Origin of the sequence: Rhizobium sullae, assembly GCF_025200715.1 — a bacterium.
Classification (GTDB): Bacteria; Pseudomonadota; Alphaproteobacteria; order Rhizobiales; family Rhizobiaceae; genus Rhizobium; species Rhizobium sullae.
Window position 1 is genome coordinate 330,025 of record NZ_CP104145.1, and the last position, 23,366, is coordinate 353,390.

A 23,366-nucleotide genomic window follows, 5' to 3' on the forward strand; every position below is an offset into this window, starting at 1 on the left:
GATGATGCTGACCCAGTTCGAACACTTCGCAATCACCGAGATGATGGGGAAGACCGACAATCCTCCTCGCGCCAACGGCTCTCTCTGCTTCGGTTCGGAGTGGGAGCGGTCCTCGTTCGGAATGGCCCTGGCGCTCGCCAAGAACGGCTTTTTTGAATGGGATGATTTCCGCGACGAACTCATCTGGACGATCAAGGACTGGGAGGATGCGCATCCTGTCGATCGTTCGACCTGGAACTACTACGACCAGTTCCTAGCGGCGCTCGAGAAGGCGGTCGTCAAGGCTGGCATCATCGATCTGGAAGAGATCCGGGCCGCGCTCGCGGCCTGATCAAATCAGCAACAGAAACTTCGCAAAGGGCACGCCGCCCGTCTCGAAAGGTACAAAAGATGTCAGTATCCGCATCATCAACCATCTCGACGCCCATCGTGGCGAACTCCGCAACCAGAATTCTTCAGGCGGCGATGGCCGTGTGCTTTGGCATGATCATCGTCGGCTTCGTAGGGTTTTCCCATATCGAGATCGTTCACAACGCAGCGCATGACACCCGCCATGCCAATGCGTTTCCTTGCCACTGAGGGGTCAGCGCAATGTCTTTGTTTCGCTCTATCGTTTTCACCGCCGCCCTTACCGGCGTCATCGTCGGCGTGTCCGTAAGCGCGGTTCAGTTTGCCGGTACAAGCCAGTTGATCGCCAAGGCGGAGGTCTACGAAAAGGCGGGCGAAGCCGAGTCCGGGGCGATCACTGTCACTCCCATGGCGGATGCCCACGTCCACGAAGCTGGTCACGATCACGAAGAAGGCGGCTGGGAACCCGCAGATGGGTTTGAACGAATAGCATTCACGGTGGCGGCCGACGTGTTGACCGCGATTGGATATGCGCTGGTGCTGTGCGGCCTTATCGCGATGCGCGGAAAACCCGTGACGTGGCGCGAAGGCCTGCTTTGGGGATTGGCAGGATTCGCATGTGTCATGATCGCTCCCATGTTGGGCCTGCCGCCCGAGCTGCCAGGGACGCCCTCCGCTCCGCTTGGGGACCGGCAGTTCTGGTGGATCGGAACCGCCCTGGCGACTGCCGCAGGCATCGGACTGATCGCGTTCCAGCGAAAGCCATGGGCAGCCGTGGTTGCGATCGCGGTGATCGCCGCGCCTCATCTGATCGGCGCGCCCGCGCCCCCGGAAGGACTGCATGCGCTGACGCCAGAAGCTCTCCGGCATCAATTCGGTGCCGCGGCGGTCATGACCAGCCTCGTGTTCTGGGCGATCCTGGGGTCGTTGAGCGGGACACTCTTCAACCGCTTCGAATGCGCGGCGTGAGCAACGGCATGATCTGGCGGGAGGACCTCGATGCGCTGCAATTCGCCGCCGAAAACGGTGGCAACTGCATCGTTCATCGCAGAGCATTCCGCGCAATGTTACGGAACCCCCCAATGCAACACGACTGTATCGAGTTCTACGAACAAAACGCCGCAGCGTTTGAGGCGGCAGCCAAGGCGAAGATCGATAATGGAGATGTGCATGAGGCATCCAACTTCCACCTCAACAGCAGGCAGATCCGAAACAGCCTGACAGTGCTGGGACTGGCAGCGATCTTGCATGACCAATTTGGCGAATGACAAACCAGGAGATTAAAGCCATGCGGATCGTCATCCTCGCGCCACCCGGCGTGCAGTCACTCGACATCGTTGGTCCTGCCGAGGTCTTCTGGGAGGCGGCAAGACGATTGGGAGACATGGACGCTTACGATATCCAAATAATGTCGACTGGCGCCCCTTCCGTGGCGGGAACGGGCCAGTTGCGGTTCATGGCCGATCGGACAATCTTTGACGAGGACGAGGATATCGACACGCTGCTCGTAGCAGGTGACCCGGCCTTCTTCGAAATCGACCCCGCTGTCATCGCCTGGCTCCAGCGTCGCGTACCGACGGCCCGACGGTTCGGATCGATCTGCACCGGAGTGTTCCTGCTCGCAGCCGCAGGTCTTCTCGATGGAAAAAGGATCACCACGCATTGGGAATGCGCCGCGAAATTCAGCGCTGAATATCCCGATATCGATCTGGATGCCGACGCCATCTACGTGCGCGACGGATCTCTGATAACGGCTGCCGGTGTCACGGCAGGTATCGATCTCGCATTGTCGCTTGTCGAGGAAGACCACGGCAAGGACACCGCGATGATCGTCGCTCGCTATATGGTCATGTTCATGAAAAGACCTGGTGGGCAGTCGCAGTTCAGTGCGTATCTCGTCGGCCAGATGTCGGAAACGACGCTGATCCAGAAGGCGCAGGAATACGTCTTGTCGAATTTGAACGGCCACCTCGACGTGGAGAGTCTTGCCCACGAGGTCGGGATGAGCACACGGAACTTCGCTCGGGTCTTCCGTAAGGAACTTGGCTATACACCGGCGGAATTCGTTGCAGCCGCCCGCACGGACGCCGCGAGACGACTGCTGCAGGACACCACGCAGCCGCTTCTGAGGATCGCGACCACTTGCGGCTTCGCAGACGTGAATGCCATGCGCAGGGTCTTCACCAAGACCATCGGCGTAAGTCCGAACGACTATAGGAGCCGTTTCCAGACGTCGTCGAAGCCATCGCTGGCCGCGCCGATCAGCGACGCTCAAGGGCGCTCGGGGAGCGCTCTCGCGATGGAGATCGCGTTAGCTACCTCCCACCCGGGCGCGCTCGCTGCGCAAGGAGCGCGAGCGGTCTGAGTTCGACTCGTGGCATCGAGTAACAGCAGGATCTTCCGCGGAGTTCCCCAGCGTCGCCATGGTCGTCCCATCACACTGTCTCGCAGCAACTGCCCCAGGCGATGCTGCCGCGAGTGTCAATTGCGATCTTGGTCAAAACCGCTTCGGTTGGAATGCCGCCTTAGATCCTTAGATGATGTGTGCCGGAGCCGCCCTGGATGACGCCGTCTCCGTTTTTGAAGGCATACTTCAGTCAGCGCATGACGATGCCACGGAACTTCGCCGCATGACATCCAGACGTTCAGAGACATTTTCTTCAATCAGGATCTTCTGCCTGCCCGCATGCTCCGGCAGATCCTCCGGCTCGATAACGGCCTCGAAGCGCTCAAGATGGGGTGCGAAGCGCTTGCGTGGCCGTGTTTGCTACACTGATCACACGATGCCATGACGGTCTCATAGCAATGCAAAGGACATCATAAGTTTGGTCCCGGCGTCATCAGCATGAGGGCGTATGGCAAGACCAGTGAGCTGAATAGCGCTACCATGACCCTCGTTGCACCCAAAGAACCGTCAGATCAAGATTACGATTTTCCTGTGCGAGGCATCATGCGATCGGGTGATCAGCGAGTCGTGCGAAGTTCTCGCCTCGAGTGCAGGATAGGGCCGATCGTAGTCGGCTATCACCGAAATACCGGTCTATTCCTCCACAGAGTTCCGGCGGAGAGCTCGGCATATCCGAGATTAAAAACGGCGCGCATGTAGTTGGTGTTGAATGGATCGCGCATGGAATAGGGCACTTGAACGTCGATCGAGGCGAGATGGAAACGTGCGTTTGTTAGTTTGGAGTAGTTGTAGAGGGCCGTCAGCGCGCTCTGTGTCTGCGATTTGACGAAGATCGAGTATGCCCTTGTGATCACAGACAGCGTTTTGTCCGGCGTGATAACATATTCCGGCATGAGTGCGTTGTTGGTAATCACATAAAAATCGACGCTTTGCCTTTTGGCTGCCAGACGGGTGCTACTTGTCAGCAGAAATTGTGGAATCGTGAGGACCGGAGACGCGGACCCTCCATCTGAGTGCATTTCCTTGAAATGGCGCCCTTGCGACTCGACCTCAATCATGACCGCCGGATAGACTCCTGGTATGCTTGAAGAGGCCACCATGACGTCCTGAAACAGTCTCAACGCGTCAGGCCGGCCGCTGTTTGCGATGACGCCCATGTTCCACACGACGGCACGCTGGGTGTCCAGATTGGTAGTTAGGATAAGGAGACGGCGGCCTTTGCGATGTTCGGCTGCAACCTGTTGCAATATCGCGGGAGTAATCGAGCGTTCGATCATCCGTCTCAATGGATCGGCTCTCAGCAAGCTTTGCCCAAACAATCCGCCGGCTCGTTTGCTTCGGACAAGGTCTTCGGCGATGCCGCTTGTGTAAAGATGTATCAGGGTGTCGTCATAAGCTGATCCTAGAAATGCAAAAGGTGCAATCAGGGCACCGGTACTGACGCCGGTGACGACATCGAATTGCGGGCGAGACTTCTTGGCGCTCCACGCTGAGAGAACGCCGACGCTGAAGGCGCCACCCGCGCCGCCGCCCGAGATCATCAGAGCGTCGAGTCTATTCCGCTTGGTCGCCGGCGCCCAGTCGAGAGTATTTCGTGGAGCTTCGTCGGGGCGGACGTCGAGATAGGAGCGAATCTCGCCATACCCAGCGACCGAAGCATTTTCCGCCTCCTTTGCGCTAACGGCTCTATCCAGCGTCTGCGTGCATGCGGACAAGATGAAGGCGATCGGAATAAGCGCGATAAGTGCTCGCATGAGGCCCCTCTTCAAGGGCACGCCGTTCCATCACCGGGCCGCCTCCCAACAGGTGGCAGGACGCGCAGGCGGCCCAGGGCCGCCTGCGGGGGTCTACGTCCCGCGGCCCCGTTCCCGGGGGAGGGAACGCGACCGAAGAGGTTGCCACGGAAATCAACAAGCATCGCCTTCACCTGGGTCATCTTGCCAGTCGCTTGCGGAGAAAAGGGTTCGTCACTGAACACGCCCTCGCTTCGAAAGCTCGGGCTTCAATGCGATCGCTGCGTGATCGTTGCATGCATGCGGTTCGTCGTTAGCGGTTTCCTGATCCGGCCCGCGCCCGCGCACGAGGCGCTTGAGCGCCTCCTGCAGGTCGTCGACGAAGGTGAAGATGACAGGGATGACGATGAGGCTGAGCAGCGTCGACATCATCACCCCCCCGATCACCACGATCGCCATCGGCCGGCGGAAACTCGAATCGCCACCCGTCAGGCTGAGAGCGACGGGAAGCATGCCGGCTGCCATGGCGATCGTGGTCATGACGATCGGCCGGGCGCGCTTGTGGCAGGCGTCCACGAGGGCATCGAACCGCGACATGCCCTGGCGGCGCGACATGATCGCATATTCGATGAGAAGGATGGAATTCTTGGTGACCACTCCCATGAGCATGAGCAGCCCGATGACGGCCGCCATCGAGAAGCTGGTTCCGGTCACCACCAGCGGGACGAGCGCGCCGCCGAGCGAGAGCGGCAGGGCCATCAGAAGGGTGAGCGGCTGCAGGAAGTCGTGGAAGAGCAAGACGAGAACCGCATAGATGCAGAAGACGCCGATCGCCATTGCAAGGCCAAAGCTCTGGAACAACTCCGAACTGCGCTGAAGTTCGCCTTGTTCGACAAGGATGACCCCTGGCGGCAGGCGCTGGAGCGCCGGCAGGGCCTGCGCCTCACCGTTGACGTCGCCCAGGATGCGGCCGTTGAGTTCGACGGAAAGGGTGACATTGCGCATTCGGTCGATGCGGTCGATCTCCGACGGACTGCCGCCGATCCGGATATCGGCGATCGATCCGAGATCGACATTGCCGTTCGTTCCAGACACTCGCATGTTCTTGATGTCGTCGAGCTTCGTGCGTGTCTCGGGGCTGAAGCGAACGACGATCGGAACCTGACGCTGCGGCAGGTTGAGCTTTGGCAGATCGGCGGAATATTCCCCATTCGTCGCCACGCGCACCGCTTCGGCGATGGCGCTCGAGGTCACTCCGAGCGCTGCGGCGCGCGCGAAGTCGGGCGTGATCTGGATCTCCGGCGCCTGCCTGGCTGCGGTCGATGTCACCGCGCCGATCCCCTGCAGTGTGCGGAGCTGCTCTTCGAGCGCAGTGCTTGCGCTGTCAAGCGCATTGGCATCATCACTGGCAAGGGTGATCTCCAGCTTCGTACCGTTGCCGCTGCCGACCGCGACCCGCACGCCGGGAAGGACCGCGAGAGCCTGCCGGATGTCGTTTTCGATCTCCGACTGCTTGCGATCGCGCTCGCCGATGGGTGACAGCACGGCAACAATAGTGGCGGATCCGACGCTGCTCGTGGTGCTGGAGTCGGGGCCGCCGCCCGAGGATGCTGAACCGACCGCGGAAAAGACATGCGTGACGTCCTGGAGCTTGCCGACGATATTGGCGGCCTTCGTGGTGGTGGCGTCCGTCTGCTCGATCGTGGCGCCTGGCTGCATGGTGAGCGTGATCTGAGCTCGCGCGTCGTCGGAAGCGGGCAGGAAGCCGGATTTCAGGAATGGGATGGTGGCAAGCGAAAGTCCGACGACGATGGCAGTCACGGCCACCGTCATCTTCCTGTGGCTCATGGCCGCCTTCACGATTGCGAGATATGTGCGCATGAGCAGGCCGTCTTTTTCCTCGGTGGGATGGGCCTTCATGAAATAGGCGGCCATCATCGGCGTCAGCAGGCGTGCGACGACGAGCGAGGCAAGGACCGCAACGGCGGCAGTAACCCCGAACTGGCGGAACAGAAGTCCCGGAATGCCACTCATGAAGGCCGTCGGCAGGAAGACGGCGACGAGCGTGAAAGTGGTTGCGATAACGGCGAGCCCGATCTCGTTGGCGGCTTCGAGAGCGGCGTCGACCGGTCGCTTGCCCATCTGCAAGTGACGGGCGATGTTCTCGACCTCGACGATGGCGTCGTCGACAAGGATGCCGACCACCAGCGAAAGCGCCAGCAACGTGACGATATTCAGGCCGAAGCCGGCCAGATACATGACAAGGAAGGTCGGTATGACCGACAGCGGCAGCGCCACGGCGGACAGGATCGTCGCACGCCAGTCCCGAAGGAAGAGCCAGACGACGACGATCGCCAGGACGGCCCCTTCGTACAGCATGTGCATCGAACCATTATAGTTATCGACGATCGGCCCGACCGTGCTGTACGCTTCCTCGATCTGCACATTGGAGTGCGTGGCTGCGAACCGTTTCATTGCCGTGTCGACATCGGCCGCGACACCGCTGTCCGAAAACCCGTTCGAGCGTTTGATCTCGACCGCGACCACCGGTTTGCCGTCGAGATAGGCCATCGAAGAACGCTCCGCGAAGCTGTCCGTGACGGATGCGACGTCGTCGAGGCGAACCTGCTCCCCGTTGGCCAGGGGAATTCTAAGCGCCTTCAGAGCATCGACCGATGCTACGGCGCCGAGCGTGCGCAACGTCTGACGGGTGCCGCCAATCTCCCCAAGGCCACCTGAAGTATCAGCCTGAACCGACTTCAATTGCGCCGACACAGTGGTCGCCGTCACGCCGAATGCGGCCATCGTCGTCGGATCGAGGTCGACGTGAACTTCGCGGTCGACACCGCCGATGCGATTGACCTGTCCGACGCCCGGTACCGACAGGAGCGCCTTGGTCAGATCGTTGTCGATGAACCAGGAAAGCTCGGTTTCATTGAGGACGGCAGATTGGATGGCATAGGTGACCAGCGCCGAATTCTGCACGGTGACTTTGGTGACGCTTGGCGTTTGCATCTGCGCCGGCAGATCGGCCTTTGCGCTGTCCACGGCGTTGCGGACCTCGTTCAGGGCGGTTTCGCTGTCTTTCTCCAGTTTGAAGGACACGCTGATCGACACCGTGCCGTCGGTGATCGTGGTGGTGACGTGGTCGAGATAACTCAACGAGGCAAGATTGTCCTCGATCGTGCGGGCGACCTCGGTTTCGAGCTGCGCCGGCGCAGCACCGTCGAGCGTCGCGGCAACTTTGATGGTCGGGAGGTCCATATCCGGGAAGTTCTGAACCGGCAGATGCTGGAAGGCCAGCAAGCCGCCGCCGGCAAGCATCGCAAAAAGCAGTATTGCCGGTACGGGATTGCGGATCGAAAATTCGGAAAAATTCATCAACCTTCTCCCGCAATCTTCACGAGATCGTTGTCCGACAGAAAAGCTCCGCCCGACGTCACCACTCTCGCCGAGAAGTCTATGCCGGACACGATCTCGACTTCGCCGTCGATGCGGCGGCCGGTCTCGACCCGCACCCGTCTTACCCGCTTGTCCTCGCCGGCCGTGAAGACATAGTTTATCCCGTCACGGAAAACGATCGCCGTCTCCGGAACCGTCAGCGCCGGCGTGGTTGTCAGTTCGATGGTGCCGGTGACGTAAAGACCGGTGCGCGGCTGAACATCCTGGGGAAGCGCCACATAGACAATCGCCCGGCTTGTATTGGTGTTGATCGAAGGTCCGACGAGCCTTACCTTGCCCTGAAGGAGACGTCCGTCCGGCCCGTCGATGTCGACGCTCAATCCTTCCGAGATGCGTGAAAGGTAACGAGCCGAAACCTCGGCCTGCCATTCGACCCGCTGCTGGCGGACCAGACGAAACAGCTCGGTGCCGGATGAGACGACGGCGCCGAGTTCGGCTGATCGCGAGGTTATCAGGCCGTCATCGACGGCCGTGACGGTTGTCTGGTCGAGCTTGATCTTCTGGCTGTCGAGTGCCGCCTCTTCGGACGCAAGACTTGCCGTTGCCGTCTGTTCGTCGGCGAAATATTCGATAATCTTCTCATCCGAGAGGGCGCCGGAAGAGCGAAGCTGCCGAGCCCGATCCGCATTGGCCTTCGCCTTTGTCAGGTTTGCCTGAGCGGTCACGACGGCCGCCTCCTGCTTGCGAAGGTCGGCCAGCACGCTGTCCTGCGACAGCCGGACGAGTATCTGCCCCTTCTTAACAACGGAGCCGACCTCAGCCAGGATTTCGGTTACGCGCAGGCCGCTCGTCTCGGAAGCAATAATGGCTTCCTGCCAGGGCTTCAGCCAGCCGCTTGCGGGAACGGTCTCCGGCCAGTCTCGCTGAGCCGGTGCCACGAGGGAGACGGTAAGGGCAGGTGCCGCGGACTGATCCGTCATGGCGCTGCGGAGGGGAAGCAGGAGCGTTGCCGCAACAAGAGCGGTAGCGAATACTCCAGGCGGTTTTCTCAACGATCCACTCCTTGTGGTCAAAGGCGTTGGTGCCTTTTCCCGATCTGCGCCGACTCGATGAAGGGTTGCAGCTCATGTGGAGGCACCCGATCCTGGCTCGCGGTGATGTCATGGCAGGATAAGTAACGGGGCGAACGTTAAGTGCGGTCAAGTTAGTGTTAAGTTAGGTAAAACTCGGTCGCGCGGCTGTGTTTGTGCTGTATGGCTCACCAGGATCAATGACGGACGAAGTGAATGAACAAGGTTCTCCTCATCGACGACGATGCCGAGCTGACGACGCTTCTGCAGGAATATCTGCTCGAAGAAGGATATGACGTCGTCACGGATACGGACGGTCGCGCCGCCATTGCGGCGGCTGCCGGCAATGCGGTCGATATTATCGTGCTCGACATCATGATGCCTCGGATGAACGGGATCGAAGTTCTGCAAAGGATCAGGAAGCTCAGCCAGGTTCCTGTGCTGATGCTGACCGCAAGGGGCGATGACGTCGACAGGATATCGGGTCTCAATCTCGGCGCCGACGACTATGTGCCGAAGCCATGCTCGCCGGGCGAACTTGCGGCGAGACTGCGCGCCATCCTCCGTCGGGTTGGTCAGCCGTCAGCCGGCGCGACGACCGACACGATAAGGGCGGGAAAACTCGTGATCCATCCGGCCAGCAGGATCGCCGAATGGCGCGGCGAAACCTTGGAACTGACCGGCACGGAATTCAGCCTGCTCGAGGTCCTCGCCCGCAGCGCCGGCCAGCTCGTGTCGAAGCAGGACATTTCGAAGCGGGCCTTCGGCAAGCCGCTGACCCCGTTCGATCGCCGTATCGACGTCCATATCAGTAGCGTTCGCCAGAAGCTCGGACTGAGGGAGGATGGACAATCCTGGATCCAGTCCGTTCGCGGCCAGGGCTATCAACTTCTCGTGGACTGACCATGCCCCGACTTTTCTGGAAGTTCTTCACGACGATCTGGTTGACGATGGCGGCGACTGTGGGCGTGATCTTCCTGCTCGTCATTTTTCTCCAAGGGGTTCCTTTTGCGCGCGAACTGGAGGAAGAGCGGCGAGCGATCGCCCTGAACCTGACAGCAAACGTGCTCGCGAGAGATGGCGAAGATGCCGCCGCGCATTTCGTGCGCACAAGCCAAGAGACGCTTCCGCCTGGCCTGACGATCTCCAAAGCCGCGAAAGCCGATGCTTGTGCGGTTCCAAAAGCCGTCGACACAAGATCCGTCCTGAAGGACGGGGTTTGCTATCAGATTTCCCTGCCGGCCCAAGCGACGTTCACCTTCGAGAACTTCGGCCCGTTCTTGCCCTGGCTCACGATCCTGATTTCGAGCACGATATCGGCAGGCGCACTCGCCCGATACCTCATTCGTCCCGTCGTGCATCTGCGTGATGGCTTGAGTGCGCTCGCCAATGGCCGCTTCGATTTCCGCATCGGTGACAAGATGGCCGGCCGGAAGGATGAAGTCACCGCGCTTGCGCATGACTTCGATTCCAGTGCCGCCCGGCTTCAGGAGCTGCAGGATGCGCAGCAGAGGCTGTTCCATGACGTGTCCCATGAGCTGCGTTCGCCCTTGTCCCGTCTGCAGGCCGCTGTCGGCGTCCTCCGGCAGAGCCCGGCGAAACTCGGCGCCATGCTGGACCGCATGGACCGGGAGGTCGAACGGCTGGACGCGCTGGTCGGCGAAGTTCTGACGCTTGCCAGATTGACGGCGGGATCCAGCCGGCCGCTGAAGACGCACACTCTTGATGTCATCGAGCTGCTGAACGAAATCCTCGGCGACGCGGCATTCGAAGCCCAGGCACGGGAGGTCTCGATCACAACCAGTGTCGAGGGCACCTTCCGCGCCGAGGTCGAAGGTGAGCTGATCTACAGGGCGCTCGAAAACGTCGTCCGCAACGCCCTCAAGTATACGGCCGAGCATTCGCGCATATCAGTGGCTTGCGAGGCGACGGCCGACCGCCTCAAAATCTGCGTCACGGATCAGGGACCAGGTGTCAGGCGAGACGAACTGGAACGGATCTTCCAGCCGTTCTCACGTGGGACAGAGGCTGTGCCAAGAGGCGGATACGGCCTGGGTCTGGCAATCACCAGGCAGGCCATCGAGCGCCACGGCGGGCGTGTGCATGCGTCATTGCCTGATACCGGTGGCCTGGCAATCACCCTGGAGCTTCCCAGGAAACCGATGCCCTATGGCTTGGCTGACGACCACGCCTGGCGACCACTCGACGAAGCTTGAGGCGGTGGTGGACGAGGCCGCGCAGCTCGGTGGAATCGAGACGTGCAACCAGACTTTACCTAACTTTACAGTGTCTTTACCGCCATTAACGTTGGCGCCGCTAAGCCTGAACCTACGATCCCGGTTCAGAAAGCTCGCCAGTGACTCCGTCGCTCTGCACAAGAATACCATCCCTCCGCTACGCCACATCGGCACTCACGCTTCTGTTGGCAGGCTGCGTCAGCGGCCCGGATCACGTCCCCCCACAGACGCCGCTTCCTGCTAAATTCAAAGAGGGTGGTGGCAAGAGCCACGGCGATGTCGTGACGGCGCAGTGGTGGACGGCCTATCGTGACGAACAGCTCGACAGCCTGGTGGCTCAGGGCCTCAGCGAGAACCTCGATGTGCTGCAGGCGATCGAGAGCATCAACGCGGCCTCCGCCAATGTCACGGTTGCCGGGGCCGGCGGTCTGCCGAGCCTCTATGTCGACGCATCGCACACTGTGTCGGGTGAGAAGGGTTCTGAGCGTACGACGATCGGCACCACGAATACGACAGGCGGCGAGGCCAGCCTTTCATGGCTGCTCGATCTCTTCGGCCAGTACCGTCGCTCTAGAGAGAGCGCAATCGCCTCGCTTGGGGCCGCCTACGCAACGGCCGATGATGCGAAGCTCTCCTTTCTGAAGGACCTCGTCTCGAGCTATGTCGACGCCCGCTATTATCAGCAGCGCGTCGCGCTTTCGAAGGCGAATTTGAAATCCCGTCAGGAGACCTACGAACTCACGCAGCTGCAGCTCAAGGCAGGTGCGGCCTCTCGTCTTGACGTCGTTCAGGCCGAAGGCCTTGTTCGGTCAACGAAGGCAGATATCCCCGGCCTCGAACAGAGCTTTACCGTTTCGGCCCACCACATCGCCTTGCTCCTCGGGATGCCGGCGGCCTCGCTGATGAATGAGCTGCAGAGGAGTGCGGGCCAGCCGGTCTTCCGCGGCGACATTCGAGCCGGCATTCCGGCCGATCTCATCCGCAACCGTCCCGATATCCGCAAGGCCGAACGCGATCTAGCGGCGGCCGTTGCCGATATCGGCGCTGCCGAAGCCCAGCTCTACCCGTCGATCTCCCTATCCGGGTCGATCTCGCCGAGCTGGGTCAAATCATCCGGTGCCAGCGGTGGAACCCTGACCAGTTGGTCCTTCGGACCGACGCTCAACCTGCCGATCTTCGATGGCGGCAAATTGCGTGCGAATGTCGACATCGAAAAATCCGATGCCAAAACCCAATATCTCGCCTGGAAAGCGGCGGTGCTGAATGGGGTCGAAGAGGTGGAAAACGCCCTGTCGGCCGTTCGCCATGACGCGCAGACGTTGGAGCCGCTACGCAGACAGGTGGAAACCGCCCAGGAAGCGCTCGCGCTTTCAACGACGAGCTATACAGACGGCGCCTCGTCGCTGCTTGATGTCCTGGACGCGCAACGATCCGTCTCCGATGCTCAGGCAAGCCTCGCAGCCACCGTGCAGCAAGTTGCTAAGGATTATGTGGATCTTTATGTCGCCGTGGGTGCCGGCTATCTGTCCCGACAAGCGCCTGTCGCTTCCGAGCGAGCGGCGAAGTCGGGCTGATGGACCACCTGGCCACCCGCGGTGCAAGGCAAACGGCGCCTGCGGACCTTGGATTTCACGATTTTACTCAACTTTACACAGGCTTTACAGCCATTAACGTTGGCGTCTCTAAAACAGAACCCACAGTCCCGGTTCAAAAGATTCGCCAATGACCTTCAACGTTCAAGCAGTGGAAATTCCCGTGCAGGCGGCAATCTGCGCCGTCCTCTTCGCTTCGCTCTCCTCCTGCGCAAACGTCCCCTTACAGGAAGGGACGTCCCTTGGATCCTACACGGGAATGGTGGCATCGGGCGGCTCTCTGACCAAGGCGAAATTGCGCGTGAATTCGCCGGTCGTACTCGCCGCGCAGACAGTGCGCATCGTTCCCACCACGGTGGAAAGTGCTCGCGGCTCCTTCGACGCCAAAGACCTGGCACTCCTGACCAACGCCGTCGACCGGGCGCTGTGTATGGGCCTCAGCAATCGGTTCAAGGTCATGGGTCTAAACCAGCCGGCGGACCTCGTTGTCCACGCGATGGTCACCGACATCGTCGCGACGAACCAGGCGATCGCCGCGACCTCCACTGTCGCCACGCTCGGCGCTTCTGTGGCTCACGTTCCAATCCCGAGGATTCCGATCGGTCTCGGCGGTTTGTCGGCAGAAGCCGAAGCGGTCGGCCAGGACGGTTCTCAGCAGGCCGCGATGATCTGGTCACGCGGCGCGAACATGGTGACGACAAAGGCACGGATATCCGCGGTCGGGGATGCCTATTCCCTTTCATCAGCATTCGGCGCCGATTTCAGCCGCATGCTGGTGAAGGGTCAGGACCCGTTCAAGGGAACGTCGTCCACCCGGTTGATGCAAAAGATCAAGGCGGCATTCGGCAGCGAGCCGAAATACGATGCCTGCAAGGCATTTGGAGCTGCGCCCGGTATCAAAGGGGCGGTCGCCAGTCAGTTCGGTTTGCCGCCAAGCTGGAGCGACAAGGGTGCGACGGCCTCTCAATAGCTGCCGACAGTCCTCAATCACCCGCAGCGCCGGCGACTGCGGTACTTCAGCAAACAATCATGAAAGGACATCGACATGAAGAGATATCTACGATTTGCGGGGGCGGTCATCGCAGTTCTTGCGGCGAGTCCGTCGTCCTCAGCGCAGGAACAGTTCCTGCCGTCTGAGAAGGCCGCCGAAATCCTTGCCGATGGAGCGCCCTGGTCGGCACTTGCGCCGGATGGCAAGACTCTCAAATTCACTCTGAAGAAAGACGGCACCGGAAGCATTCGCGGCCCGTTGCCATTCACGCTCTCCATCACCTGGACGGTCAAGGACGACGCGATGTGCATATCCGGCAAGATGGGCACACGATGCCTTCGATTCCGGTCGGTTCCCGGCGGACTTCAGGGATGGGACGGTGAAAAACCGGACCTGAAGTTTAGCCGTTGATGGCAAGCCTGCCTCTGTGGCGCGTAACGAAGTTCAGGAAACAGATCACGCTTTTGAACGGCGTGGGTATGAGGAAGACTGATGAAATATCTCCGGATGTTCACCGCGATCTCGTTGCTGCTGGCAGTGCAATCGGCTGCCATGGCGCAAGTTGGGCCGCCCATTCCATCAATTCCAGGTCCTCTAGGGCCGCCACCGTTTGTCATGCCTCCTCCGCCTCCTCCGCCTCCTCCGCCGCCAGCTGAGGACTATTCGATCCGATATGACGGAAGACATTATGACTGGTGCGCGCGCCGTTATCGGTCGTATTCAGCCTATGATAATAGTTTTCAGCCCTACGGGGGCTCGCGCAGACAATGCTACTCCCCCTACAATTGAGTTGGCACGGCTCTCGCTTCGTTGGTGCGGTTTGCCCTATCGGCCTGATATCTCCGGGATGCGGCTCGCGAGCTTGAGATGTGGCAGGTCCAGCATGCGTCCGTCGAGCTGAATGACGCCTGCGTCGGGTCTGGCGGCAAAGGCGGCGGCCACTTTCCGCCCCGGCGATTTCGGATGAATCCGGCGTGAAGGCGTGATTGATCACTTCGACCTGGCTGGGTGGATGGCCATCACGCTGGAAAAGCCGTCGCGCCGCGGCATCGGGAGGGGAGTTCGAGCGACGCAGCTCCATCGCCTCAGTTTCCATGCAGGGTATCACCTATGAAGACGGGCTTCGGCATCGTCACCGTGTCATAGCCGAGATCGGCGACGAGCGCGCCGAGCGTGATGTCGCCGACCGAAAGGCCGACGGTGAGCGCAAAGGTGAAGGTGCCGTTTACGATGATCCGGCCGAATTCGGCGCCGGCCGCATAGTCGGCATCGAGATGCAGCGGTTGCGGATTGTGAGAGAGCGTCGTGAAGAGCAGCTTGTCGGCCTTGGTGACCGTGCGGCGGATGTCGTGGGCTATGCGGTCGCCGACCGTCCTCTCGTCGAAATAACGGCCGGCCATCAATTCTGCTCCTTCACAATGCTGACGATCAGCTGGTTTTCCGGGACCCTGACCCCGAGGAAACCTGCAATTTTTCGACGATGCCGTCGAAGGGCGCACGCAGCGAATGATCCATTTTCATCGCTTCGACTGTCAGCAGGCGGTCCCCCTTGGCGACACGATTGCCTTCGGCGACATCCACCGAAATGACGAGGCCGGGCATGGGCGAAAGGATCGCGCCATCGCTGGCACTCTGACTTGCCTCGACTTCGTTTGCGATGGGCAGGCTGATCGGCCAGGCATTGCCGGCGTCGAAAAGCATCGTCGTTTCACCGATCGTGACGGCATTTGCCTCAAGCTTCGGACCTGATTGCCCCCGAAGGAGGTGATCGCCGATACTGACGCGCACTCTATTATCATCCAGGCCGGCGATGCGGAACTCGGCAAGCGCGGACCAGGGAAGCCATCCGTATTTCTCGAAACCACAGTAGCCGCGGTGTCGATCGCGGCTTTGCTCGGCGCCGTCCCCACAAGCCTATCGCCATGGCGGTCGAGGTAGCCGGTATCGGACTCAGCAGCGCAAAAATCCGGATCGACGGCGATGCGGGCAAGCAGGCCGGCATTGGATGTGACCGGCCAGACCTCGATGCCGGCACACGCGGCTGCGAGCTTCGAAAGTGCGGCGTCGCGGTTCGGCCCATACGCAACGATCTTGGCAATCATCGGGTCATAGAAGGCGGGGACTTCATCCCCTTGCTCGACGCCGCCATCGACAAGGATTGTTTCTGGCAGTCGCAGAGGGCCGGGTGACGCCAGGGGTCTGGACCGCCGGGGCGATAGTGGTTATCTGCAGGGCTTGTTGCGATGCTGAAAACGTCGCCGAAACATCACCGCAGACACCCAAGGCCTCTCAAAGTGAAAAAAGTCCAGCGCAGCTTTGCCGTCGAGTATAGATCTGGTCGGCGAAAACTCAATTCCAATCCGAACTCGATCTGGGGAGACGTGGATCTCAAGTCCGTTGCGCAGGATCTGCAGGACGAGGCAATGCCATTCCTGCCGGAAACTTCCCAGGTTGGCAGCACCGGAATGTCTTTCGCCGGAGAACAACAGGCGGCGGCGTTGTTGACACCGCCGATTGAGCAGGAGACAAATGCATCGGCCTTACAGGAGACCATAATGGCCGACGACAACAATACGATGACTGACGCCGAGACGCCGGCCGTAGCGGCGCCCGCACCGAAGAAGGAGCGCAAACCTCGCGCCAGGAAGGCGGCGCCTGAGACGGCCTCAGCCGCAGTTTCGGCGCAGCCGGCAGCGGCTTCGAATGCCGCAGCTGGAAAGCCGAAGAGAGGACGCAAGGCAAAGTCTGACGAGGGTGTGACAAGCGTCAAACGTGCTCCGAAGGCCGTGCAGGCAGCGACCGCACCGTCGGTGGCGGCAGTCGATGAGTTTGCGGATCTTCTGCAGCTGGAAGAGGAAAACCAAAGACTGCGCAAGCTGCTGGCCGAGAAGCTCCGTGCTGAAAATGCCGATCTGCGAAAGCGGCTCAACCTCGGTTGATTGGCAGCAGCCGGTCAAGCGCCGGCCGCATTCTCATGCTTATCGAGACGAACATCTTGGCGGCGGCTAGTCCCGCCGCCAACGCTTTTGCTCGCAGCCTGCATGCGGGGTAGAATACGAGGTCGAATAAAATGGCGTCTCCATGGAAACTTCTTGCCCGGCTTGTGTCACCGCGACGTCAGCAGCGCCGAGAACACGGCCCGACCGATGACGTGAAGCCGGACGTATTGGCCATCGCCAAACCGACTGAAACGGCTGCCGACAACGGGCTCAACACCGCCGATCCTCGGGTCGACGAAAAACCCGCCCTTCACGATCAATCGGAGGCGGTGTCAGCGGGCCCGGATCATTCCGAAGAAACGGCAAGCGGTATCCATGGCGCGGCAGATACCGAAGGCGCCAGGCCCGTGGAGGTGGCTGATCCGGCCTTGTCCGATGAGGCCGGTACGGCCGAACACGACGCATTAAAACCCTCTCAGACTGGCGAAGGTGCAACGCGAAAGCGCAGCACCCGGGGCCAGAAAGCGGCAGGGGGTGAAGCCGTTCCGCCACCCTCTCCAGCCGTTCCGGCCGTTTCTGACGATGCAATCCGCCTTGATGAAGAGATCAGGCTGCTGCGGGACCAGCTGGCGCGCAAGCTTCAGCTGCAAAATGCACAACTGAGGAGGATGCTGGAGCGGTTCGAACGCTGAACGTGTCATTAACCGCTGCGCCCGACCGGCCAATATGCCCTCAGCCGGCACGACTATCGGACACCACCGTCAACGATATCTCCTGTCAGTCGTTGCAGCTCGAGAAAGAGAAAGCGGGTCTCAAGCAAGTTGACGATACGGAGCACGGTTTCGACCGCGTCCAGCGGCTTGACGAGAAAATCCTTGGCTCCCAATGACAATGCCCGGCGTCGCGTCGTTATTGACGTGTCCGCCGTCAGCACGACGATGGGAACAAAGTTATGCGGACCGACAAGACGGGAAAACGCCTCCAGCAATTGAAACCCGTCAATGTGCGGCATCATGAGATCTAGCAGCACGATATCGGGCTTTATGTCGCGGAACATGTCCAGCCCACTGCGCGGGTCGAATGTAGAACTCAGCCGTTGAAAGCCCTCGCGTTGCAGAAGGCGCGTCAAGAGGGCGACATTGGCCGCCTCGTCGTCGATGATGAGGACCTTTGCGTCGGCGGGAATTTCGATAGTCGTGTTCAATTGCATCCGATGGCTTCCACGGACTTTATAAAAAGGCGAAGGTCAAGCGGCTTGGTGAGATAGTTCGTGGCCCCGGCCATCATCGCCTTCTGCCGGGTCGCCACCGTGGCATCGGCACTGATTACCACGACCGGGATCGCGCGGGTCCTTCGATCGCTTCGCAACCGCTGAAGAACATCAAGGCCGCGCATATCCGGAAGATCGAGGTCGAGAAGGATGAGGCCCGGCTTGTGCTGCAGAGCCAGGGCCAGGCCCAGCTCACCAAGCATTGCCGGCATCACACGGCAGCCAAAACGGCGCGTCAGCACATTCTCGATCAGATTAAGGCTCTGAGGATTGTCCTCAATGCATAGTACATTGGCAATCATGATGTCGCCCGGTACCGACACAACCGCATGCGTCAGGCCCATTTCTTCCGCCATCCTTTCCTCAGTTGCGATTGGCAAATGGAGAGAAAAAATCGTTCCCTGCGCCGACGTTCCCGTAAGATCCAATCGTCCGCCCATCGCTTCCATGAGATGTTTGGACAGGGCAAGACCCAGCCCCGTGCCGTCTGTCGTGCTGCGTTCTTTTCCAAGCCGCTCGAATGGCCGGAACAGCCGTTCCACGCCCTCAGCCGAAATGCCGGATCCGGTATCACAGATATCCACCACTAACACATCAGAGCCAACTGCGCGCGCGACGATCCTGACCTCGCCGCTGGCGCGATTGAACTTGATGGCATTCGACAGGAGGTTCAGAAGAACTTGTAACAGCCGCCGGCGGTCGGCGGTCGCAAATGTCTGCCCGAGTGGCGTATCGTCGAGACGCAAGTCGATCGCTCGTTCCTCTGCCAAAGGACGGGCGAGCGCCAAGGCCTCCTGCAAGACCTCCCCCGCATCGATAGTGTCGAGCACCAGGTCCATCCGTCCGGCTTCGATCCTCGCCATGTCGAGGATCTCGTCGATCAGGCTCAACAGGTGCCGGCCGGCTGTCAGAATCTGCCTGACAGAAAACTGAGCGTCCGGATCTTCCATGTCCATTTCGAGGATCTGGCCGAAGCCGAGGATCGAGTTGAGCGGCGTACGCAATTCGTGGCTCATCCGCGAAAGAAACTCGCTCTTGGCCTGGCTTGCCCGCTCAGCTTCCCGGCGTGCCGCCTGCAGGGTTTCCTCGGATTTCTTTCGATCGGTCATGTCCCGGGTGATTTTGGAGAAGCCTCGTGAATTGCCATGCTCGTCCTTCAACTCTGTGACGACGACATTGGCCCAGAAGCGCTCTCCATCCTTGCGAATGCGCCACCCCTCGTTCTCGACCCGGCCGAAGGCGAGCGCCTGTGCCAGTTCCTGCGCCGGATGTGTTTGGCGTGTATCCTCCGGATAAAATCTGGAAAAATGCCCGCCTATGACCTCGTCTGCCCTATAACCCGTAATCCGCTCAGCGCCGACGTTCCAGCTGACTACACGGCCCGTTTCGTCCAAGCCGAAAATGCCGTAGTCATGCACGCCGTCGACCAGTAGGCGGAACCGTTCCTCGCTTTCGCGCAAAGCTTCTTCGCGCGCCTTGAGCAAGCGGCTTGCCTCCTGAAGGGCCGTTGCAAGCGAGCCAAGCTCATCGCGTCCTGCCGGAATCGATTGGAGATCCTGTCCGCTGGCCAGCTTGTGCGCCTCCTTCTGCAGTGCGCCCACGCGCCGAACAATGCCGTTCGACATCAGCATAATTGCGCTGACGCCCCCGAGCAGACCGAACAAGGCGCCAACCAAAGTGATCCATTTGGAGCGGTCACGGATGGCGTCTGCTTCACCGGTGCGCGCGGCCAAAAGAAAATCTTCCCGTTCGCGCATCTCGTTGATCTTTGTCCGAAGCGTGTCCAGCAAGACCTTGTTGTCGAGGAGGGTTTTGCGAATGTCGTCCAGGGCCGGTTTTTCCGGTCGTCCGCTGCCGTCACGCAAGGCGCTGAGGCCTGCCAGTTTCTGGCGCACCAGCGGTTCCATCTCGTCGAGCCGTGCACGCTGTTCGCTGTCCCTGATCAAAGGACGCATGCTGGAAAGCACCGTTGGCAGTTCTACGCTTGCCTTGTTGAAGGGCGCCAAGAACGCCTCGTTGCCGGTCAGAAGGAAACCGCGCACCCCCGAGGCCGCCTCAGCAAGCAGTGCGTGCAGCTCCAGGATATCTGACTGGATGGCGAAAGTAACGCGCACATAGTTTTCCGCCCGGCGACTTTCCCGGTCGGCAAGGAAAACCGAAGCCAGCGCGATCAGGAAGCAGATCAGCGGCACGGCAATGACGATAAGACCTTTGTAGGCAAGCGGCTGGTCCAGAAACCGCTTGGAGATGGAGGCGAAAAAGCGTGAAGCGATCATAGGCGGTCCCGATCCACAAGGCCGGCCCTTACCGCCATGACCGCCGCCTGCGTTCGATCGGCCACCCGTAATTTGTAGAGGATGCGTTCGACGTGCACCTTAACGGTGCCGGGTGAAATGTCGAGCGACTTGGCGATCTCCTTGTTCGTTTCGCCGGTGGTGAGCCGGACTAGGATTTCACGCTCGCGAACGGTCAGCCGCTCAATGGTGGTTTCACCGGGTGTTTCGGGAGAAACACGCCGAAGCAGGCGACGCATCAGGTCGACGTTGAAGAAAGACTGCCCCGCCGCGACATTGGCAATCACCTGCAGCAACTCGTCGCGCCGTATGTCCTTCAATGCATAGCCGCTGGCCCCAGCCTTGATGGCGGCTTCAAGATAGTCCACGCTGTCATGCATGGTCAGCATGATGATGCGGGTTTCGGGCGATCGGACTCCAATCTCCGCTGCGGCCTCGAGGCCATCCATGCTGCCCATCCGTATGTCGAGCAGGGCAATATCCGGTCGGAGACTCTCGCTGAGAGTTACCGCGCTCATGCCGTCTGGCGCCTCGCCAACGATCTCCAGGTCGGGAGCGCTTGCAAGCACGGCGACAAGACCCGACCGAGCTAGCTCATGATCGTCTGCAATCAATATTCGGTAGCGTTTCAAGCGAGTTCCTTTGCGGGACCGGAAATAGGCGCTCGAGCGACGGCAACCGTTCCTTGGCCGGGACCCGATCGGATTGATATGGAGCCGCCGATCAGTGCCATTCGTTCGCGCATGGCCGACATACCGACGCCCCTTCCATCTTGCTTGACGACGAGAGCGTCAGCGATGCCGCAGCCGTTATCCGCGACGGAGAGGGTAACAAACTGCGGCTCGTCCAACGTAAGCCGCAGGTCAATCCGGCTGCAGCCGGAGTGTTTTACGGCATTTGCCAAGGCCTCCTGCGCCACTCTGTAAAGGCTCACCTCGAGCGCGCCGGGCAAGCGGTAGCCGTTCAGGTCCGAATGAAAGCAAAGCTGGACCGACTGGATATCATCCAGGCGGGCGCGAAGTGCTGCTTCGAGGCCGAGATCGTCCAGTTCCGCGGGACGAAGGGCACCGATTGCGCCTCTGACCTCGCCGATCGACGTTCGAACAATTTCGATGCCGCCTTCGATTGCATCTTTTGCCGATTGTGTATCTTCCATGGCAACCACCGCGGCTTCCAACCGAAACAGCAGGCTCGCCAAAGACTGCGCGACGCCGTCGTGGAGGTCATAGGCAATCCTGCGCCGCTCCTGCTCCTGCGCGCCGATCATTGCCTCGATCAATCGCGCCAGGTCGCGCTCGCGTGCCTGGAGGTCGGATGTCAGTTGCTCGCGAAGAATGCGCTGGCTCTCTGCTGCCAGAAAGGCGGCGAGCTGATCCGTCACGATCTGGATCGCCTCACGATCCTGTTCATTCATGGGGAAGGCGAGACGTGACAGCCGGAGTTCCAGCATCTCGCAGCCTATCCATGCCTTGCAGACGGCTACCGGGTCGGCCCCCTCAGCCGTTTCCTCGCCGGCGGCGCTCCGGGTGGGAAATTGCCAAGCTGTGCCGGTTTGCGAGCGAATCGTGGCCGTGCTCGCTCCGGCAAAGCCGGCAATAGCGGATAACGCCTCGTACATCGCCGTATCCAAAGGGCCACGGTCCAGTACCTTGCGTACGTCCACGATCAGCCGCAGACGAGCGGCCTTGGCTTCCGCATCGCGATAGAGACGCCGCAGTTCGCGAATGGGAGACGCTATGCCCTCGTAGTCTTTGTCTTGCACGAATTCCCTGTCCTTAAGAAGTTTGACATGCCCTAGATAGGAAGCCATCCGTCACAATGCATAGGCCGTTCGGCATATGCGATTGCAGCCATCCGGCAGACGCGCGGCGGATCGCGGCAAACCATCTCTGACAGGCCGGCAAGAAAATCGCCGGAGAGATAATGTCATACGATGGAGATTGAAATGAAAAGACATCTGCTTGCCGCTTTTGTTAGTGCCCTGCTGGCGACGCCTGCTCTTGCAGAGGAATGTGCGCCGATCACCAAGCCTCAGGTCGAGCAGTTGTTTGATCGCTGGACCTCCTCGCTGGCAACCCTGGATCCAGAAAAAGTCGTCGAGAACTATACGCCTGATGCAGTCCTCCTCCCGACACTGTCGAACAAACCGCGCCTGACGCAAGACGAGCGCCGGGACTATTTCGTGAGCTTCCTGAAGAAGCATCCGTACGGCGAAATCGACAGCCGCACGATCAAGCTTGGCTGCAACGAAGCGCTCGACACCGGCAACTATACCTTCACTTTGAAGGATGGTAGCAAGGTTCCGGCGCGCTACACCTTTACCTACGAGTTCAAGGACGGCAAGTGGCTGATCTCGTCACATCACTCCTCTGCTATGCCGGAGAAGCCCGCGGGCTAATATGTACGGGAGCGTCGGGTAGTCTCGCGCTCCCCAAGCTCCTTGCACTGAGAAAATAAACTAGCCAAGGCGACCCTCGGCCCACGATTCTTCCATGATTGAATGTTGCGTTCCTTGCGACGAATGGCGGTGCCATTGGTTCGTATCTCATCAAGGCGGGCCATAGAAAGGGCGTCTGACCGGAGCAGGAATATCATCGTTCAGACGTCGATGAGAAGGCCGTAGGAAGGTGCCGTAGACGGATTGAACGCACGGGTGGCATAGTCGCTTGCCTGCGGTTGAGATTTCCCAGGCGCGTGCGCGACAGCGGCTACGGGGTTAATCGTCGTCTAGCCAATCGCAGTTAGGGATAGGGCCAGCTCCGGCTGTCCATAATGAGGAGGCCTGCCGAATGAATCGGGCCGACTTCACCACCGTTGCGTACCGGTGCCGTCATCGCTGCGATCATTCGGTCCCCCAGCGGGCCTGGCGACAGTCTCGAAGGCGGCGATCATTGCACGGTCGACCGCCTCCCGGGTGCGCACGTCGGTCAGGTAGACAACGAGTTTGGTGACGTGCTCCACTTTGCCGCCGGGTTCCTCGACGGTATGTGGCTGCCGATGTTCTTTTGCGGCGCCGAAATCCTGAGGGCACTTCCGCGAAGGAAAATCATCCTGCCGCGCGCAACGACGGCCTGACTAAGATC

22 protein-coding genes and 4 pseudogenes are annotated in these 23,366 nt (G+C 60.3%); 14 read left to right on the forward strand and 12 right to left on the reverse strand.

Going from position 1 to position 23,366, the window contains the following annotated elements; genetic code table 11:
- Window positions 1–4: 4 nt before the first annotated feature.
- Genes N2599_RS35660 through N2599_RS35680 form a run of 5 tightly spaced genes read left to right on the forward strand, consistent with a single transcriptional unit; the run spans window position 5 to window position 2,713 of the window.
- A complete protein-coding gene (locus tag N2599_RS35660) occupies window positions 5–331 on the forward strand; it encodes a nitrile hydratase accessory protein (RefSeq protein WP_027511287.1) in 327 nt (108 codons plus the stop codon).
- 59 nt (window positions 332–390) lie between these two features.
- Window positions 391–579, forward strand: coding sequence for a CbtB domain-containing protein (locus N2599_RS35665; RefSeq protein WP_027511286.1), 189 nt, complete (start codon window positions 391–393; stop codon window positions 577–579).
- Between the two features lie 12 nt (window positions 580–591).
- The gene (locus N2599_RS35670) at window positions 592–1,317 is read left to right on the forward strand and encodes a CbtA family protein (protein WP_027511285.1); all 726 of its coding nucleotides are present in this window, start codon (window positions 592–594) and stop codon (window positions 1,315–1,317) included.
- The gene (locus tag N2599_RS35675; protein WP_027511284.1) at window positions 1,314–1,616 is read left to right on the forward strand and encodes a hypothetical protein; all 303 of its coding nucleotides are present in this window, start codon (window positions 1,314–1,316) and stop codon (window positions 1,614–1,616) included. The genes N2599_RS35670 and N2599_RS35675 overlap by 4 nt, the downstream gene beginning before the upstream one ends.
- A gap of 20 nt (window positions 1,617–1,636) precedes the next feature.
- A complete protein-coding gene (locus N2599_RS35680) occupies window positions 1,637–2,713 on the forward strand; it encodes a GlxA family transcriptional regulator (RefSeq protein ID WP_027511283.1) in 1,077 nt (358 codons plus the stop codon).
- 163 nt (window positions 2,714–2,876) lie between these two features.
- Here the strand turns inward: N2599_RS35680 and N2599_RS35685 are convergent.
- The 4 genes and pseudogenes from N2599_RS35685 to N2599_RS35700 all read right to left on the reverse strand — a co-directional run.
- Window positions 2,877–3,109, reverse strand: a pseudogene (locus N2599_RS35685) (IS66 family transposase); the annotation flags it as partial.
- 263 nt (window positions 3,110–3,372) lie between these two features.
- Window positions 3,373–4,509: a patatin-like phospholipase family protein gene (locus N2599_RS35690; RefSeq protein ID WP_051336663.1), complete on the reverse strand. Its 1,137-nt coding sequence runs from the start codon at window positions 4,507–4,509 to the stop codon at window positions 3,373–3,375.
- A gap of 213 nt (window positions 4,510–4,722) precedes the next feature.
- Window positions 4,723–7,869 (reverse strand): efflux RND transporter permease subunit, encoded by a 3,147-nt coding sequence (locus N2599_RS35695; protein WP_027511281.1) that lies wholly within the window; start codon window positions 7,867–7,869, stop codon window positions 4,723–4,725.
- On the reverse strand, window positions 7,869–8,942 hold the full coding sequence (locus N2599_RS35700; protein WP_027511280.1) for an efflux RND transporter periplasmic adaptor subunit: 1,074 nt from the start codon (window positions 8,940–8,942) through the stop codon (window positions 7,869–7,871). The genes N2599_RS35695 and N2599_RS35700 overlap by 1 nt, the downstream gene beginning before the upstream one ends.
- Window positions 8,943–9,176: 234 nt before the next feature.
- Here N2599_RS35700 and N2599_RS35705 point away from each other — a divergent pair, with 234 nt between their 5' ends.
- The 6 genes from N2599_RS35705 (at window position 9,177) to N2599_RS38085 (ending at window position 14,569) form a co-directional block, all read left to right on the forward strand.
- Window positions 9,177–9,863 carry a response regulator gene (locus tag N2599_RS35705; RefSeq protein ID WP_027511279.1) on the forward strand — a complete coding sequence of 229 codons (687 nt, stop codon included), beginning with the start codon at window positions 9,177–9,179 and terminating at the stop codon, window positions 9,861–9,863.
- A 2-nt stretch (window positions 9,864–9,865) separates the two neighbouring features.
- Window positions 9,866–11,176, forward strand: a complete 1,311-nt coding sequence (locus tag N2599_RS35710) for a HAMP domain-containing sensor histidine kinase (RefSeq protein WP_027511278.1) — start codon at window positions 9,866–9,868, stop codon at window positions 11,174–11,176.
- 140 nt (window positions 11,177–11,316) lie between these two features.
- Window positions 11,317–12,771: an efflux transporter outer membrane subunit gene (locus tag N2599_RS35715; protein ID WP_027511277.1), complete on the forward strand. Its 1,455-nt coding sequence runs from the start codon at window positions 11,317–11,319 to the stop codon at window positions 12,769–12,771.
- 148 nt (window positions 12,772–12,919) lie between these two features.
- The gene (locus N2599_RS35720; protein ID WP_027511276.1) at window positions 12,920–13,759 is read left to right on the forward strand and encodes a DUF3313 domain-containing protein; all 840 of its coding nucleotides are present in this window, start codon (window positions 12,920–12,922) and stop codon (window positions 13,757–13,759) included.
- Between the two features lie 75 nt (window positions 13,760–13,834).
- Window positions 13,835–14,191 (forward strand): hypothetical protein, encoded by a 357-nt coding sequence (locus N2599_RS35725; RefSeq protein WP_027511275.1) that lies wholly within the window; start codon window positions 13,835–13,837, stop codon window positions 14,189–14,191.
- 204 nt (window positions 14,192–14,395) lie between these two features.
- Window positions 14,396–14,569: a BA14K family protein gene (locus tag N2599_RS38085; RefSeq protein ID WP_132568515.1), complete on the forward strand. Its 174-nt coding sequence runs from the start codon at window positions 14,396–14,398 to the stop codon at window positions 14,567–14,569.
- 36 nt (window positions 14,570–14,605) lie between these two features.
- On the opposite strand, the pseudogene N2599_RS35735 reads toward N2599_RS38085, so the two are convergent.
- The 3 pseudogenes from N2599_RS35735 to N2599_RS35745 all read right to left on the reverse strand — a co-directional run.
- Window positions 14,606–14,824: pseudogene (locus N2599_RS35735) on the reverse strand (CoA ester lyase); the annotation flags it as partial.
- A gap of 1 nt (window position 14,825) precedes the next feature.
- A pseudogene (locus tag N2599_RS35740) lies at window positions 14,826–15,180 on the reverse strand (MaoC family dehydratase); the annotation flags it as partial.
- Window positions 15,180–15,957, reverse strand: a pseudogene (locus N2599_RS35745) (acyl-CoA carboxylase biotin carboxyl carrier protein subunit); the annotation flags it as partial. The pseudogenes N2599_RS35745 and N2599_RS35740, both read right to left, overlap by 1 nt.
- A gap of 117 nt (window positions 15,958–16,074) precedes the next feature.
- Between N2599_RS35745 and N2599_RS35750 the strand changes: the two are divergent.
- Together N2599_RS35750 and N2599_RS35755 are read left to right on the forward strand one after the other, a co-directional pair.
- A complete protein-coding gene (locus N2599_RS35750) occupies window positions 16,075–16,719 on the forward strand; it encodes a transcriptional regulator (protein ID WP_027511272.1) in 645 nt (214 codons plus the stop codon).
- Between the two features lie 131 nt (window positions 16,720–16,850).
- Complete coding sequence (locus tag N2599_RS35755) at window positions 16,851–17,411, forward strand: hypothetical protein (RefSeq protein WP_027511271.1); 561 nt, start codon at window positions 16,851–16,853, stop codon at window positions 17,409–17,411.
- Window positions 17,412–17,464: 53 nt separating this feature from the next.
- Here N2599_RS35755 and N2599_RS35760 read toward each other — a convergent pair whose 3' ends face one another.
- The 4 genes from N2599_RS35760 to N2599_RS35775 are packed head-to-tail and all read right to left on the reverse strand — an operon-like array spanning window position 17,465 to window position 22,045.
- Entirely contained in the window at window positions 17,465–17,923 is a 459-nt protein-coding gene (locus N2599_RS35760) for a response regulator (protein WP_027511270.1), read from the reverse strand.
- A complete protein-coding gene (locus N2599_RS35765) occupies window positions 17,920–20,265 on the reverse strand; it encodes an ATP-binding protein (RefSeq protein ID WP_037142525.1) in 2,346 nt (781 codons plus the stop codon). Before N2599_RS35765 ends, N2599_RS35760 begins: the two co-directional genes overlap by 4 nt.
- A complete protein-coding gene (locus tag N2599_RS35770; protein ID WP_027511268.1) occupies window positions 20,262–20,915 on the reverse strand; it encodes a response regulator in 654 nt (217 codons plus the stop codon). Before N2599_RS35770 ends, N2599_RS35765 begins: the two co-directional genes overlap by 4 nt.
- A complete protein-coding gene (locus N2599_RS35775) occupies window positions 20,912–22,045 on the reverse strand; it encodes a sensor histidine kinase (RefSeq protein ID WP_167333921.1) in 1,134 nt (377 codons plus the stop codon). The genes N2599_RS35770 and N2599_RS35775 overlap by 4 nt, the downstream gene beginning before the upstream one ends.
- Before the next feature lie 183 nt (window positions 22,046–22,228).
- Here N2599_RS35775 and N2599_RS35780 point away from each other — a divergent pair, with 183 nt between their 5' ends.
- A complete protein-coding gene (locus N2599_RS35780) occupies window positions 22,229–22,681 on the forward strand; it encodes an SgcJ/EcaC family oxidoreductase (RefSeq protein WP_260308610.1) in 453 nt (150 codons plus the stop codon).
- 407 nt (window positions 22,682–23,088) lie between these two features.
- Here the strand turns inward: N2599_RS35780 and N2599_RS38090 are convergent, their stop codons facing one another.
- Window positions 23,089–23,244, reverse strand: a complete 156-nt coding sequence (locus N2599_RS38090; RefSeq protein ID WP_245209267.1) for a RidA family protein — start codon at window positions 23,242–23,244, stop codon at window positions 23,089–23,091.
- Window positions 23,245–23,366 lie beyond the last annotated feature (122 nt).